14 protein-coding genes are annotated in these 14,766 nt (G+C 47.5%); 7 read left to right on the forward strand and 7 right to left on the reverse strand.

All coding sequences use genetic code 11. The annotated features are described in order from the left end of the window. Positions 1–122: 122 nt before the first annotated feature. Together BLA28_RS12905 and BLA28_RS34425 are read left to right on the forward strand one after the other, a co-directional pair. Positions 123–2,057, forward strand: coding sequence for a WD40/YVTN/BNR-like repeat-containing protein (locus BLA28_RS12905; protein WP_069159048.1), 1,935 nt, complete (start codon positions 123–125; stop codon positions 2,055–2,057). Positions 2,058–2,340: 283 nt separating this feature from the next. After that, complete coding sequence (locus BLA28_RS34425; RefSeq protein WP_278336248.1) at positions 2,341–2,463, forward strand: hypothetical protein; 123 nt, start codon at positions 2,341–2,343, stop codon at positions 2,461–2,463. 4 nt (positions 2,464–2,467) lie between these two features. On the opposite strand, the gene BLA28_RS12910 is transcribed toward BLA28_RS34425, so the two are convergent. The 4 genes from BLA28_RS12910 to BLA28_RS12925 form a co-directional block, all read right to left on the reverse strand. After that, complete coding sequence (locus tag BLA28_RS12910; RefSeq protein ID WP_069159049.1) at positions 2,468–3,061, reverse strand: uracil-DNA glycosylase family protein; 594 nt, start codon at positions 3,059–3,061, stop codon at positions 2,468–2,470. A 75-nt stretch (positions 3,062–3,136) separates the two neighbouring features. After that, entirely contained in the window at positions 3,137–4,048 is a 912-nt protein-coding gene (locus BLA28_RS12915) for a helix-turn-helix transcriptional regulator (protein WP_069159050.1), read from the reverse strand. Between the two features lie 70 nt (positions 4,049–4,118). Next, complete coding sequence (locus tag BLA28_RS12920; protein WP_069159051.1) at positions 4,119–4,688, reverse strand: TetR/AcrR family transcriptional regulator; 570 nt, start codon at positions 4,686–4,688, stop codon at positions 4,119–4,121. 14 nt (positions 4,689–4,702) lie between these two features. Continuing rightward, positions 4,703–5,590 carry an alpha/beta fold hydrolase gene (locus tag BLA28_RS12925; RefSeq protein ID WP_069159052.1) on the reverse strand — a complete coding sequence of 296 codons (888 nt, stop codon included), beginning with the start codon at positions 5,588–5,590 and terminating at the stop codon, positions 4,703–4,705. 416 nt (positions 5,591–6,006) lie between these two features. Between BLA28_RS12925 and BLA28_RS33755 the strand changes: the two genes are divergently transcribed. Both BLA28_RS33755 and BLA28_RS33760 read left to right on the forward strand, forming a co-directional pair. Continuing rightward, on the forward strand, positions 6,007–6,675 hold the full coding sequence (locus tag BLA28_RS33755) for a hypothetical protein (protein ID WP_169897247.1): 669 nt from the start codon (positions 6,007–6,009) through the stop codon (positions 6,673–6,675). A 14-nt stretch (positions 6,676–6,689) separates the two neighbouring features. Beyond that, complete coding sequence (locus tag BLA28_RS33760; protein ID WP_069159054.1) at positions 6,690–7,313, forward strand: hypothetical protein; 624 nt, start codon at positions 6,690–6,692, stop codon at positions 7,311–7,313. 127 nt (positions 7,314–7,440) lie between these two features. Here the strand turns inward: BLA28_RS33760 and BLA28_RS12940 are convergent, their stop codons facing one another. Further along, the gene (locus BLA28_RS12940; protein ID WP_069159055.1) at positions 7,441–8,364 is read right to left on the reverse strand and encodes a cation diffusion facilitator family transporter; all 924 of its coding nucleotides are present in this window, start codon (positions 8,362–8,364) and stop codon (positions 7,441–7,443) included. 196 nt (positions 8,365–8,560) lie between these two features. On the opposite strand from BLA28_RS12940, the gene BLA28_RS12945 reads away from it, so the two are divergent. Continuing rightward, positions 8,561–9,721 carry a radical SAM protein gene (locus BLA28_RS12945; RefSeq protein WP_069159056.1) on the forward strand — a complete coding sequence of 387 codons (1,161 nt, stop codon included), beginning with the start codon at positions 8,561–8,563 and terminating at the stop codon, positions 9,719–9,721. Further along, positions 9,718–10,338 carry a TetR/AcrR family transcriptional regulator gene (locus tag BLA28_RS12950; RefSeq protein WP_069159057.1) on the forward strand — a complete coding sequence of 207 codons (621 nt, stop codon included), beginning with the start codon at positions 9,718–9,720 and terminating at the stop codon, positions 10,336–10,338. Before BLA28_RS12945 ends, BLA28_RS12950 begins: the two co-directional genes overlap by 4 nt. 174 nt (positions 10,339–10,512) lie before the next feature. On the opposite strand, the gene BLA28_RS12955 is transcribed toward BLA28_RS12950, so the two are convergent. Continuing rightward, positions 10,513–11,421 carry a DUF2268 domain-containing protein gene (locus BLA28_RS12955; RefSeq protein WP_069159058.1) on the reverse strand — a complete coding sequence of 303 codons (909 nt, stop codon included), beginning with the start codon at positions 11,419–11,421 and terminating at the stop codon, positions 10,513–10,515. 309 nt (positions 11,422–11,730) lie between these two features. Here BLA28_RS12955 and BLA28_RS12960 point away from each other — a divergent pair, with 309 nt between their 5' ends. Further along, positions 11,731–13,230, forward strand: coding sequence for a catalase (locus tag BLA28_RS12960; protein ID WP_069153909.1), 1,500 nt, complete (start codon positions 11,731–11,733; stop codon positions 13,228–13,230). A gap of 174 nt (positions 13,231–13,404) precedes the next feature. Here BLA28_RS12960 and BLA28_RS12965 read toward each other — a convergent pair whose 3' ends face one another. Beyond that, positions 13,405–14,367 carry an RpnC/YadD family protein gene (locus BLA28_RS12965; RefSeq protein ID WP_069159059.1) on the reverse strand — a complete coding sequence of 321 codons (963 nt, stop codon included), beginning with the start codon at positions 14,365–14,367 and terminating at the stop codon, positions 13,405–13,407. Between the last annotated feature and the right edge of the window lie 399 nt (positions 14,368–14,766).

Here is a 14,766-nt window from a genome sequence, read left to right on the forward strand (position 1 = left end):
TTTTGGAGTGAGACATACGGAGATAACGGATTGCATGCGGTAATCATACAGAGTATAATTAACAGGAAATGATTTTGTTCCCACTGGGGATTCGGATATGGAATATTGAGGTAGTAATTAGAATGAGTGAAGATAATATGAAAAAGAAGAATATCGGAAAGATAATCTGCACGGTAATACTGAGTCTTGCCATAGCAGCGTTAGGTGGGGCAGCCGCGCTTTACCGCCTGCTCATCATCCCGGGAGGCTCTGCCCGGCTCCTTCCATGGATGGAATTTGCAGTATTTGCAGGCCTGTTCCTGGCGGTGTTATGGATTCTTTTCCTGTGGCTTCCGATTGGGAAGAAGGAAAAATGGATCTTATTCGGAAACAGTATTCTGTCAGCCATATTGGCCGTAGTCTGTATTGCGCTGATACTGCCCGAAAAAGTGAGCATACAGGGAACTCCGGAGGTGATAAATCCTATTAGGGGGATCGGTCTGGATGAAGGAGAGGCATGGAACGAAATCGAAGCTGTACAGGGAGACGAAACAGAAAACGTATTCCAGGTTAAGCTGAATCAGTACCTTGGACAAATAGAACAGGGGAAACAAGGCCCGGAAGAATCTGTTATTAAGGAAATGCGTTTCCTGGCCGAGCGCAATCCTTTCGGGGAGGGTTATGAGCCGTCACAGACAGGAATCTTTTTTGTAGAAACGACAGATGCGGAAGAATGCTGGAATGTGCGGAATATATTGAAGGAATTTCAAAGCTGTTACCAGATAAACGGGGTGGACAGTGCCGTTCAGATTGACTCTGTCCGGTGTCTTGCGGGGGATCAGGCAGATGGACTGTATGAGGTGAATACGGCGGAATACCTTGTCTCACCAGGAATTGCGGGACAGGTGGCGGACGGAAGTTTCATGGAAATGAGATATGATTTCCGTCTGGTAAAGACACCGGCCGGATATTACGTTTATTGTTTTCTGAATGGCATGGACGGCGGATGGGGGCTGGAAACAGCGGCGGGAGAAGCTTATAAACTGTCGGACAAAGAGGAATACTACTTTTACTTGCCGGGGGAATATGATACGTCCGATATGTATAAGTTTGCCAAATCACCGGAAGAGGGGATGAAGGAACTGTATCAGGCAGTGCTGGGAGATCGATATCCGAACGCTTCGGAAGTGGTTTATGATGGCTTCCCGGCCATGCAGCTGGATGATTCCGGTTTGCTGTTTCTCCTGTATGACGGGATCACGAAGGACTGCCTGCATTACCGTTACCGGGTGGTGAGTTCACAGACGCCGGGGCTGCATAGATACGGCAGACTTGAGACACAGGAAGCGTATCAGGCCGCGATAAAGAGAGGAATGTCTGATATTGCCGCGGCGGACAGGACGGTTAAGATGGTAAGGGCCTCAGAAACGAAGCAGACGGCGGGAGCGGAATCGCCGACCGGAACGAATCCGGCGGACGGAAAAGCGGAAAACAAGAAAGACGTACCGGTTCAGGGAAAAGAAAGCAGCGGGCCAAGGGAGGGTGAAGAATTATGGGATACCTATAATGGCGACTATGCCAGGGAAGTATCTCTGAAGGAACAGGGGATAACCTTCCGCATGGTGGTGCTGGATGCTGCTTTGGGCAGCCGGTTTTATGGCCTGATAAAAAGCTATGACGGCGGGAAAACCTGGTATCAGGTAGGAAAGGATCCGTTTCACTCCCAGACCGGTATGGATATCGACTTTACCTTTTTCGATGAGGATTTCGGATTTGCCGCGCTCGCCCATAATGGCGGTGACAGCGCAGATCTGTATGTAACGGAGGACGGAGGATTTTCCTACAGTCTTGTGAAAATGGAAGAAAAACTGGTGACGCTTGACGGGGACTATACCTATGCGCCCTATGATTATCCGAAAATGCCTTATCTGGAGAACGGAACTCTTTATGTCCTCTGCGGTCAGGGTGCCGACGGGGATTATGACGGAGGCGATGCGTGGACATTGGCGCGGTACCGGTCGGAGGATCATGGGAAAAGTTTCCGGTTCGATGGAATTGTGCCTGGAACCGGCAGGTAGTGGGGGAGGGCGAGTTATGGTATAGGAACGCCGCCTGTGCAGTCTCTCCCTGGCTGTCCCCGGCATCCTCCGCCGTCTCTCCGGCCGCGTACACTCTGCTCCTCCAGTGCCAGACAAAAAAAGGGGCTGTTTCTAACTGTTTTATTTCTATACTTTACTGCCAACGCGGCTTAAACTCCTCCCTTTGGTCGTCAGACAGCGCCGCTAAGGGCGGGCAGTAAAGTATAGAAATAAAGCAGTAAGAAACAGTTCCCTTTTTTTGAGATGGCACTGGGGGAGCAGAGTGTACGCGGCCGGAGAGGCGGCGGAGGATGCCGGGGACAGCGGGGAGAGACTGCACAGACGGCGTTCCTATACCATAACTCTGGGAAGTACGGGTGAGATGGGTATGTGCTTTGAGGATTAAGGGGTTATTGGATTAGGTGGAGCATGGTGGTTATGTCTTGGGAGGCCATTTGGGCTTTGGATTTTTCTATGAGGATGTTGCCTCCGGTTATGATGTAGGAGGGGATGATCCGGATGGTTTCGTAGTAGAGTTCGGTGGTTCTCAGTTTGTAGGTTGAGGTGGAGGGGACTGCGTTTTTGCCGGTGGCTTTTTTGGTTAGCATGTTGAAGGCTTTTTTGGCGACGTCGCCCATGAGCATGATTACTTTGGTGTTTGGGAAGAGGGAAAGTTCTTTTTCCAGATAGGGCAGGCTTGTTTCGATGGTGCTTCTTTCAATGGTGTAATCGGATTTTGGGGTTTTGACGGCGTTTGTGATGTAGATGCCTGTTTGCAGGATGTCCTGGATGTTTTGGGCCGGAAGGCCGGCTTTTTGGAAGAGGGGAATTGTTGTTTTGAGGTAATCTGGGTCGGGGGAACCGTAAAAATCCTGGGAAGGGTCGGAGGGGACTACCTCGTTTATCATGATTGCCTTGATTTTCTCAGGATCAAGGTCTAAATCGTTCAGTTGTACGGGGAGGGCGGCGGGTATTGTTTTTTCGAGTTCTGTTTTTATATTCATTTTTTTCTCCTGTCTGTGCGTTTCTGTACACTTATGGCCATTGGCGGCTGTGGGGCTGAAAGGTTTTTTCAGCGGTTACGTTTCTTTGTAGTGGTTCAGGGCGGCTTCGTATTTTTCGATGATTTTTTGTTTGATGTATTGGGGGCGGATGATGGTTACTTTTTCGCCGAAGGACATGAGAAAGTCGTAGATCCAGTCGGTTTCGGGCAATGTCAGGTTAACGGTGTATCCGTGCTGTGTTTGGGTGATGGCGTCGTCTTCCAGCTGGTCATACAGTTTGAAGCCGACTTCAGGGGGAAACTGTAATTCCAGATTAATTAAAGGTCTCGTATCCTGGGGCTGGGAAAAATTGTTTTGGTCTGTTTCGGGGATTGCGTCAAAATGTGTTTCGGTTAAAAATAAATGTTTGATGCGGGTGAAGCGGAACAGCCGGCAGCCATTGTGCGAAAGGCAGTACGCATGGAGGTACCATGCTTTATCTTTGTAAATTAGTTTCTGCGGGAGGGCTTCGCGTATGCTGGCGGTGCCGGAGGAATTGAAGTATTCAAAGCGGATTTTCCTCTTTTCGAGGACGGCCTGTTTCAGTTGGATAAATAATTGATTTTCATGTTCAGCGGCACTTCCCCAGCGTGAAAAGTCGATCTCTATCCAATCGGTAAGTCCTGTTTGAAAAACGGCGCTGAGTTTTCTCAAAATATTGTCGATATCAGGATATTGTACGGCGGAAAGGCTTTGTATGGCTGATAAGATTTCCTGTTTTTCTCCGGATGAAAAAAAGGTTTTATCAAGAATGTGGCCGTCGAGAAAACGGATGCCGCCGTTTCTTCCTGCGGTAACGTAAATGGGAATGCCGGCGCTGCTCATTGCGTCTATATCCCGATAGATAGTTCTTACGGATACTTCGAATTTTTCAGCCAGCTCAGGTGCGGTGGCTTGTCCTTTGTCCAATAAATAGTATAAAATCCGGAACAGTCTGCTTTCCTGCAATCAATCACCTCCATAATGCTGATATGATTATACTATAAAAACCCTGACACGTGATGGCAAGGTTTTTATTTCAGCTGTTTCCGTTTTCATATACGATTTCTTCCATCAGTATTCCCATTTGTTCCGGTGTTTTCCGGGGATTTTCTTCGCACCAGATGAGTGTGAGCCGCCAGAAACCGGCCAGTCGGAATTGAAAAAGATACCTGTATTTTTCCAGATCGGCAGAAGGCGTTATCCGTTCATATTCCGGGGGGATATGTTTTATTTTTACCGCAGTATCGCGGATGAGGGCAGGCATATCATCCTCGAGGAAATACAGCAGGTGCTGTTTTTTCAGAAGGAGGAGGATATCAATATAGTTTTCCCAGAATTCGAAATATGACTGCGCGATGCCTTTCAGATCGGCCGCATGGTTTTTAAGCAGGGTATCAGCAAATTCATCCATGAGCAGGGCTGAGGTATATTTCATCACATCATCTTTTGTCTGGAAGCAGCGGTAGAAAGTCCTGCGGCTGATATTGGCCTTCTGTGCAAGGCGGCTTATTGTGATGTCGTGATAGTTTTTGTGTTCAAGCAGTTCGAACAGCGCTTTTACGATGTATTGGCGCGGCTGTTTTTGTTCTCTGACCGGTATTTTCATAGGGGACTCCTGTTCTATGGATTTCTTTCTGTCAGAAACTTCTCCAGGGCGGATAGATATGTTTCACGGCTCAGCAGCATTGCGAGGTGTCCGCCTTTGAGGCCGGGGATGACGGCGGGCTCCGGCATCAGGCGGATCAGCGCATCCTTCAGGCTGTCACAGAATATATGGTCTTCCTGGGAAAAGAAAAGCAGGACTTCTTTGCGGAAGGGTTCGAAGTCTTCCGGTTTATGGGTTCCGAATTCGGTGGTCAGATCTCCCAGGAGGGTATCCATATGGACAAGATAGTCATTGGAGAAGTCTTTTTTCAGAATGTCAAAAACAGCGCCGGCGATTTCAGCCGATTGTTTCTCTGCGATGGTTCGTCTGCACATCAGTTTGAAGAGAGGGAATAGGAGAAACATGGGGAGGTATTTATCCATTCTGATATTTTTCTTTATTTTATCCGGGTTAATCATGGTTACAATATTCTGCATTCCTTCATAATCAATATCGTTGGACAGGGAACAGGTACCTGACAGAACCATTCCCTTTATGATTTCAGGATGGCGTTTTGCGGTGATCTGCGCCAGGAGTCCTCCATAGGACTGTCCGATCAGGTAGATATTCCGGGCGCCGATTTGTTCGAACAGTTCAGCCATGGCATCGCAAAGGGAAGCATTTGTGGGGAAATCCATGGGATAATTGAAGGTTATAAGGCTGTATTTGGGAAGCAGGGAATCATACAGGTAGAATAAACTGTCGCCGATCCCGGTTCCGCCGGCCAGAAATACAAGGGTGATGTTTCCGGATGGGCTTTGATTGTTTTTGTAGTATCGGTATGTAAAGCTGCCATGCGTCAGCCTGGCGGTGCGTAAGGGCGCTGTTTTATCAAATTGTGTGTATTTCTCTTTTAAGGTCATGGCAGAGCCTCCTTATTTGAATTGGGGATTAGAAGAAACTAACTTCTGGATAAAATAAAAGTTGTTACTGTACTTTGGGACCTATGAGGACTGTGGGAAATCGAGCCGGGGAACAATAACTGGAAAGCAGCGGGGCAGAAATTCTTTTTAATGGATTTGAGATGGGTACAGTATACTATATGGGGAAATTCTTTTCAATTATCCGGGATAAAGGCGGCACAGATTTTTGATTTTGTGCCTTTTGTTTCATGATGGTTTGGGACAGGGAGGATTCGGGTTTGCCATTTTTTCTTACTTGACATGAGAAATTGATTATAATAATGTTAAAGGTATCAGTGTTATTGTGATATAATAAAGATAACGGATATGAGTACATAATACGCATGCGCGGGCAAAATATCAGGAAAATGAAGTGTTTGTATGATAATAAAGAGAAATGCAGGAGGGATTTATGGGTAGAAACAGCGGCGGCGGAAGCCGCAGAACGGGAGGTTCTTCATCCGGAGGAGGTTCCTCATCCGGAAGCAGTTCCTCTTCAGGAGGAAGCCCTTCTTCAGGAGGCCGTTCTTCAGGGGGCGGTCGGATCAGCGGAGGGAGAACGACACGAATATCTTCCGGCAGCAGTTCCTCATCGGGGAGCAGCCGTCCGGCTTCAGGAAACAGCGGTTCTTCATCGGGGAACCGATATTCATCAGGGAACAGCAGCCGTTCGTCATCAGGCGGAAGCGGCCGGTCGGGAGCAGGAAGCAGCCGTATATCGTCAGGGAGCAGCACAGCGTCAGGGAGCAGCACAGCGTCAGGGAGCAGCAGGAGTTCTTCCGGTTTCTCTTCGGGGAATACGTCATCTTACGGGCGTGAAAGCCGTAAGTGGGGGGCGGCCCCGCCGCCCGGCCAGTCTCCTTATAACAGACCGCCTCAGTATAATGGCTGGAATAATGGCGGATACCCACCGCCGCCACCTGGAGGAAATCCGCCGCCCGGAGGATATTCATCGCCGCCGCCCGGACCGCCGCCAAGGGTATCTAGACCGCCCAGACCACCGAGGGAAAGGTGGTTTCGTAACGGTTCTGGTTATGGCGGCGTAAGACCTGCCCGTTCCATGGGATGTCTTGGAGGCTGTCTCACGCCTTTCCTGATTTTGTTTGTGATAGGAATTGCTGTTGTGGTGATTGTTTCTTCGGGCGGCCGGAAATCGGCTCCTAGTGGAACCCGCGAGCAGCAGAATGTACAGGAACAGGCGCCGCCGCCTATACAGCAGAAGGCGGAAACGGAGTCAGACGATCAGTCTTCAGAGGCTGCGGTACCTACCGTGGCAGAGTACTTTACCGACAAGATGGGGTGGATTAAGCAGGCTGATGTACTGAATGCCGGAATGGAGGCTTTCTTTAAGAAAACTGGTGTAAAACCGTATCTTTATCTTACAGATAATATCAATGGCAATACAGAGCCTTCGGATGAAGAGATGGATACGTTTGCAGGTGATCTATATGATAAGCTTTTTACTGATGAAAATCACTTCCTGCTGGTATTCCAGGAATATGGTGACTATTATATGACATGGTATGTGTCCGGCGGTGACGCCGCTGAAATTATGGATGAAGAGGCGGCGAATATTGTTCTGGATTATGTGGATGAATACTACAGTTCTGATATGGGTGAGGAAGAATACTTCAGTAACGTATTCTCCATGGCCGCAGGTAAAATTATGGAAACCAGGCCATAAATACTGTTTATGCAAGTGAACAGCGAGCCAGACGGATGCGCTGTTCATTTTGCGACTGCAGCAGGCAGAGACGGAAGACAGCTATTTTCCGTCTCTGTCTTATTTTAATTTAATTATATGGAAAAGCTCAGGGAGCAGATGCATCCATCGGGATACTGTCAGATGTCATATCAGGATAAAGCGTGGCATCCAGCTGAAGTTCGTCTTTCAGCCGTTTTATTACCGTATTCTGAATGGCAGATGCTTCCGCGGAACGGGGGGATTCCCGGAACCTTACTTTGATGAAGGCCAGTTTTTCTTCCGGACCGTAATCATGCAGGTTGATGTCTTCCACCTCTTCAAAAAGAGTGTATTCGGAGAGAAGCTGCCGGATTTTCCGTTCTGTTTCCGGAGTGACTCCTTTTCCGAGAAGAAGTACGAGATTTTCTTTGAAGGAAGTAAAGCCTGACCACAGGATAGAAAAGGCTACAACGATTCCGAGAATGCCGTCAAGAGGAATGCTGGTAAAAGGGATCAGCAGGATTCCGGCCAGAGTTACCGAGGTTACCAGGGAATCGGAAAGATTGTCGTTGCAGACGGCCCTCAGTGCGGCAGAATCAGCCGATTTATTCAGCCGGTTTACATACCAGGCCATGGCAAGCTTGAGAAGGATACCTATGATTAACGGCAGTATTATGGATGGCGAGACGAGGACATTCATTGGGTGAAGAAGCCGGTTCAGGGAGGATTTCCCCACGGAGACGGCGGTCAACAGGATGAGGATGGAAATCAGAAATCCGCAGATATATTCCATGCGTCCGTGGCCGTAAGGGTGAGTGCGGTCTTTTTCCCTTGCCGCCAGGGTGAAGCCTGTTATGGTTAAAAGGGAAGAACAGCAGTCAGTAAGATTGTTCAGGGCATCCGCCGTAATAGCTATACTTTGGCTGAAATACCCGGCGATAAGTTTTATCAGAACCAGCAGCAGGTTCCCGACAAGCCCAATCCATCCGGTTTTGCGGCCGATGAGGTCACGGCTGCTGTTTTTTTCGTAAACAGGGTATGTTTGTTCCATAGTTTTGCTCTCCTTTCTTATAATGCTAGGTACCTTGTGAACTATAACTTATCACTTTGCAATTAAAATGTCAAGGTACCTAGCTAAAAAAGAAAAATAGCTTTTGCTTAATGTATATATTTTACTTGACAGGCTAGTGAATACTAGCTATTATGAAAGAAGCTAGTATTCACTAGCTAGAAGGGATGTGTAAAATATGAAGGAATATAATCTGGAGTCCTATTTAAGCAGAGGTGTGGCCAATATAGTAAAGGGAATTCTGAAAGCATCTGCCGGAAATCCGAAGGAAAGTTTTTTTCTGATGCAATATGCAAAAGAGAGCCTGGAGGCCGGCAGGCTGAGGAAGGAGGCGGAAGAGCGCGGGGAACATATACCACCGTTCCTGATTGCCAGTATTACGCAGCAGTGTAATCTTCATTGTAAGGGGTGCTATGCCAGAGCCAATCACAGCTGCTTTGACGGCGCAGTCCGGGAGAATCTGACGGCAGGACAGTGGGGGAATATTTTTGAACAGGCAGCTGAGCTGGGAATTGGATTTATTCTGCTGGCGGGGGGAGAACCCTTTATGCGCCGGGATGTACTGGAAGCGGCTGCAGGACAGAAGAAAATTCTTTTCCCTGTTTTTACCAACGGAACCATGATAGATGCAGACTTCCGGAAGCTGCTCTGTGAAAACAGGAATCTGATTCCCATACTGAGCATGGAAGGAGAGAAAGATACAACCGATGCGCGGAGGGGAAAGGGAACATATCAGAAGCTGCGGCAGACCATGCAGGAACTGCAGGAAAACGGTATTTTATTCGGGGCGTCGGTTACCGTACAGAAGCAAAATATGCAGGAGGTGCTGTCCCGGGAATTCACAGAAGCTTTGTTTCTGGCTGGCTGCAGAGCGCTTGTTTATGTGGAGTATGTACCTGCAGATCGCAGCTCCGCCGATCTCGCGCCGGATGAAAAGGACAGAGTATACATAGAAGACAGGCTTCGTCAGCTAAGGGAAACGCAGAAAGAGCTGTTATTCCTTTCTTTCCCGGGAGACGAGAAAAGCTCAGGCGGCTGTCTGGCGGCCGGAAGAGGGTTTTTCCATATCAATCCGACGGGAGGAGCGGAACCGTGTCCGTTTTCCCCTTATTCGGATACGAGTCTTGCAAATATTTCCCTGAAGGAAGCCCTGCAGTCTCCCTTGTTTTTGCTGCTGCGAAGCAGCGGGAATCTGATGCAGGAGCATAACGGCGGCTGTGTGCTTTTTGAGCAGGAAGAGCAGGTGAAGAAGCTGCGGGATAAGGCGGCAGCCATGTTTCCGGCAGGGGGGTGTATCACTGCCGGCAATGAGAATGGAGAGAAAGAGGCTTGGGCATGACGACGAAAGAGAGAATAGTTCAGGAAGCGCTTAACCTATTTTCCATAAAAGGATTTAAGGGGACGAGTGTTAAAAATATCGCGGATGAGGTAGGGATTAAGGACAGCTCCCTGTATAAACATTTCGGCAGCAAACAGGAGATTTTCGATACGATAGTCCTGGAGATGAAACAGCGCATGAGCCGGCTGGCGGAGCGTATGAAGCTGCCGGAGGAAGAGGATTATGTGAAATCGGCACAGGCCTATGGGGCGCTGTCCCTGGAAGATCTGCTCGCCTTAAGCCGGAACATCTTTCTTTTTTATCTGAAAGATGATTTTATGTCCCGGTTCTGGCGTATGGCGAATATGGAGCAGTATCAGAATTCAGAGGTTTATGAGATATTCCGCCAGATTTTTATGGAGGACAGCATTATGTATCAGGCGGAGTTATTTGGTGAAATGATGAACCAGGGGATTTTTGTGAAAGCGGATCCTGTGGCTGCAGCCATGAATTTTTATACGCCGATTTTTTTCCTGCTGAGCAAATATAACGGCAGGGAGGATGGGGAAGAAGAGGCTCTGAAGACGCTGGATAACCAGGTGAGGGAATTTTACCGGATTTACAGGTGTCAACAGTGAATTTTCGGCTTATTATGTTATAAACGGCGGAAGATTTTGAAAAAGTAAAAAGCCGATGATAGCTGATAGAAAAATTTTACAGGGAAGGAAGAGGGGCGATTCGTTTTACCCCGCTTCCTTTTCTGTTTTTGTTATTTGAACCTATTTTAATGACGGCAGTCCTGGCATAACGGTTTAATTCCAAAAATCTTCTGTTTCTTTCAGGATATCTTCGGTCGGCAGGATAGTCGCTTCGTAAAGATTTTTGCCCGTCTTTTCAAGAAAATGGCGGATTAAGGCATATCCGCATGCATAGCCGGCACAGTAGGGCATTCCCACAGGAGTGCCGCCTCGCATGGCCATGATGTCATCGCCGTACAGATAGGAGGAAAGGAGCTGGAAATCATTTTCCTGTAAATGCGCTTTTATGGCAGGCTTAATTACAGTCCTCAGCGTTTCCGCAGAGGTGTTTTTTACCCATATTCCAATCTTATCTTCTCCGTAAAGACTTGCTGCAAAGTTTTCGGCAAGGCCTTCGGATACCAGCATATCAGCCAGAGTAATGGAGGGGCTCCACTGCATGAACTGCCATCTGACATTATGGTTTGTCTCGTGGGCCAATGCCACCGGCAGCATTTGCATCGCGTGTTCAGCAGGGATAATGGTACCTGTAAGGTAACCGGGGATGCCGCCGTCCCCGCAGTAGTCACCGGTCATTTTTGACATGGGATTTTCCGGATCGTTCAATAGGACGGTAAAAATATAATCCTGCACAGGCAGCTTAATTCCATGTTGTTCAAAGCCGGAAAGGGAAGTTTGTATGCTGTTTTCACAGCTTTCCCAGAAGGCATCATCGCTGATCCTTTCGATTTCGGGAAGGCGGGCCTCCGTAATCTGAGAAGGAGAATAGCCGCCGCTCATAATGCCTGCAGAGATAACATCACAGCCGCCTTCCTTCTCCGCTTTCAGCGGGATCCCCATACAATTCCACTTGAATGCAAAGGGCTCCATTAATTCATAACGGTAAATATTATCTTTTTCCTCCTTTGACGCGCCTGCCATTCTGCGGTAGATTGCGTCGGAACGGATTGCTTTTATATTCATAATCAGTACCTCGATTCGTAATTTAGTATTGGGTTCGAACCACAAGAATACCCTACACTATTACGCTGCGTCAAAGTCAAGCTTTTTGCAGGAGGCTTATAACATCATTTTTAACTGAATAAACGAATATAACAGAATGATAAAAAGAATTATTAAAATATTTAGCATGTTGTATGAAAAATAATATGACAAAATAAAACCAGAAAGCAATTTGCATAATTAATATGTAAAATATCTTGTTTTACTTTGTGATGTATGATATTATAATGATATTGATAATTATTACTGATTAAGAAAGGAAGGTATTTTATGGAGAACAAGAAACTGACCAATGAGGTTGGGGCACCCGTATCGGAAAACGAGCATTCCCTGACATCCGGCCCAAGGGGGCCTGTAGCACTTCAGGATGTCTGGCTGCTGGAAAAACTGGCTCATTTTGACAGAGAGGTCATTCCGGAAAGACGTATGCATGCCAAGGGGTGGGGCGCATACGGTACATTTACCTGTACCCATGATATCTCTCAGTGGACGAAAGCCAAGGTCCTGCAGAAAGGGGCGACAACAGACCTTTTCATCCGGTTTTCCACCGTGGCGGGCGAACGGGGCGCTGCCGATGCCGAGCGTGATATCAGAGGGGTTGCGGTTAAATTTTATACCGAAGAAGGCAACTGGGACCTGGTGGGAAATAATACCCCTACATTTTTCCTGCGGGATGTACATAATTTCCCGGATTTGAACCGGGCCGTAAAACGCGATCCCCGGACGGGAATGCGTTCCGCACAGAATAATTGGGATTTCTGGACTCTTTTGCCGGAAACGTTCCATCAGACCACCATTGTTATGTCCGACAGGGGAATTCCTGCAACATTCCGCAACATGCACTTTTTCGGAGAGCATACCTTTGCTTTCTATAACCAGAAGAATGAAAGGGTATGGTGTAAGTTCCATTTCAAGACACAGCAGGGAATTAAGAATCTGACCAATGCGGAGGCGGAGGCACTGATTGCCAAAGACAGAGAAAGCCACGGCAGAGATTTGTTCATGGCCATAGAAAAGGGAGATTATCCCCGCTGGACGATGTATGTTCAGATCATGACGGAGGAACAGGCCAGGAACCATTATGAAAATCCTTTTGATATTACCAAAATATGGCGTCATGCGGAATATCCCCTTCATGAAGTGGGGGTGCTGGAGCTTAACCGGAATCCGGAAAATTATTTTGCGGAGGTGGAGCAGGCCGCATTTACACCGGCGCATGTAGTTCCCGGAATTGGCTTTTCTCCCGATAAATTCCTTCAGGGCAGGCTGTTTGTTTACGGCGATGCACAGAGATACCGTCTGGGAGTCAATTATAATCAGATACCGGTGAACCGCGCCAAAGTGGAGGTACACGATTATCACCGTGACGGTTTGATGCGCACCGACGGCAATTACGGCGGAGCACCGGCGTATTCACCTAACAGCCAGGGCGAATGGGCGGCGCAGCCTGACGTTATGGAACCGCCGCTGAATCTGGAAGGCGCGCTGTATGCATATGATCCCCAGGACGATCCAACGGATGACTGCTTCCGTGCCGGCGGTGATCTCTGGCGGGTAATGGAACCGGATAAGCGGGATTTGCTGATTGAGAATACGGTGGAAAATATGGAAGGCGTGACAGAAAATATCAAATACCGCCATGCGGTACATTGTTACTGGGCGGATGAAGAGTATGGACGCCGCATGACAGCCGGCCTTGGACTGGATATGGAAAAAGTAAAGGAATTGGCGGCGGGAAACCATAAGACATTGGTTCAGGCAACGATCTGATAATCAGCCCGTGATGGGACATCCTTATTGTGGATTATCTGCTTTGAAAGGAAAACCGATAGGCAGTATGTCCCCTGCCTGCTAAAAGGTAACAGAAGTCTGTAATTACAAATCCTTGCATTACCTTTAAAACAGGTATGCAAGGATTTGTCCGTATCAGACTTAGAGGAGTAGTTAAATATCCCCTGAAAGCTCCGCTTTCTCTATAAATTCCGGGAGAGTACCGGCTCTGGCGGCTTCCTTATGCCATTTTTTCAGGAGGGTAAGATTAGTTTCTGAGAGAATCCGTTTGCGTAAGGCAGCAGGTATAACGTCCAAATCCTCCAGAAGTTCCAGAATGGCCTCGGCTGTCCCTTCTGCCTTTCCTTCCGCTCTCCCGGCTTCTACTCCTATACTATATTCATCGGCACGGATTTTTTTCAATTCTTCTTCTTCATTGTATTCAAATATCGACACCGCAATCACCTCCGCCCTCTGCGCGGATAAAAAGTCCGCCAGTATATCATTACGTATACATTCCGTCACCGCCCGGTCTACGGCTTCCGCAATATCCATCTCTGCCGCATATTTTCGGATGCATTCCACAAACAGGCAGTATTCCCTGAGAGTTCTGCATTTTTCCATCAGTTCTCGGTTATTCCCGAGATTGATGTTAAGCATTGTCACCGTAACCTCCAGTTCGGGGGAGGTTACCTCCTTTTCAAACGCATCGGACAGCTTTAACAGCCTGCTTTCCGGCTGCTCCTGCGTCCCATTATAGAATACCACGAAGCGGGGAACGGGGATTTGTACCAGATTACTGGAATAGAGTGTCTTTCCGACTACATACTTTTCCAGCTGCCTGGCAATATAAAGGAGATCCCGAAGCGGCATATTAGGGTTAAAAGAGGACTGATGCTCGTATAAATTCATTTCCGAATCAAACAGGAATGAAACATCATTCTTAAATCCCATATAAATTGCGTTTTCCAGTGTACAGATCTCCATATCGTCGGTATTTTCATATGCGGTTCCGTTAAGTGCATTGTATAACTCCAAGAGTTTTTCCTTATCATTGTACAGCATACGAAAAACTGTATCCTTGTGGTTCCTCACCACGTGCAGTTCATTTCCTTCTATAGAATAATTTTCTTCCATAGACGTCTCCTTTCTAAAATTGTGCGCAGGAAACTGTCTGAAAGAACAGGACATATACATCCTCTGTTCAGCAACCCCTGCTTGTTTAAAATGGATTGTAAGCATAGAGTTTCTGAATAGAAATAGAAAATAGATGGCCTGAGCCTGGATTATTAGAAAATTATGCTTGTCTTTACTTTACCATATTGTTATCAATTCTGCAATAATAAGAGAATATAAAATAATTTATTTAAAAAGATTATTTCATTGCAGTCCAGCAGTCTTCAAGTTTTCTGTGCCGTTGGCCTTATGGTTCCGCCTGCCCCCGTCTTCCCTGCCCTGTCTTTCTGTACGGCCCGCGGTTCTGCAAGGTTCCTGTCAGGGCACGCTTTCGCTCGGATAAATACGCAGCGGTACTAA

Source organism: Eisenbergiella tayi (assembly GCF_001881565.1).
GTDB lineage: Bacteria > Bacillota > Clostridia > Lachnospirales > Lachnospiraceae > Eisenbergiella > Eisenbergiella tayi.

Coding starts and splice junctions, on each gene's coding strand:
- BLA28_RS12905 (WP_069159048.1), top strand. CDS start 123: ATGAGTGAAGATAATATGAAAAAGAAGAATATCGGAAAGATAATCTGC.
- BLA28_RS12910 (WP_069159049.1), bottom strand. CDS start 3,061: ATGAATATAAAAACAGAACTCGAAAAAACAATACCCGCCGCCCTCCCC.
- BLA28_RS12920 (WP_069159051.1), bottom strand. CDS start 4,688: ATGAAAATACCGGTCAGAGAACAAAAACAGCCGCGCCAATACATCGTA.
- BLA28_RS12925 (WP_069159052.1), bottom strand. CDS start 5,590: ATGACCTTAAAAGAGAAATACACACAATTTGATAAAACAGCGCCCTTA.
- BLA28_RS33760 (WP_069159054.1), top strand. CDS start 6,690: ATGGGATGTCTTGGAGGCTGTCTCACGCCTTTCCTGATTTTGTTTGTG.
- BLA28_RS12940 (WP_069159055.1), bottom strand. CDS start 8,364: ATGGAACAAACATACCCTGTTTACGAAAAAAACAGCAGCCGTGACCTC.
- BLA28_RS12945 (WP_069159056.1), top strand. CDS start 8,561: ATGAAGGAATATAATCTGGAGTCCTATTTAAGCAGAGGTGTGGCCAAT.
- BLA28_RS12950 (WP_069159057.1), top strand. CDS start 9,718: ATGACGACGAAAGAGAGAATAGTTCAGGAAGCGCTTAACCTATTTTCC.
- BLA28_RS12955 (WP_069159058.1), bottom strand. CDS start 11,421: ATGAATATAAAAGCAATCCGTTCCGACGCAATCTACCGCAGAATGGCA.
- BLA28_RS12960 (WP_069153909.1), top strand. CDS start 11,731: ATGGAGAACAAGAAACTGACCAATGAGGTTGGGGCACCCGTATCGGAA.
- BLA28_RS12965 (WP_069159059.1), bottom strand. CDS start 14,367: ATGGAAGAAAATTATTCTATAGAAGGAAATGAACTGCACGTGGTGAGG.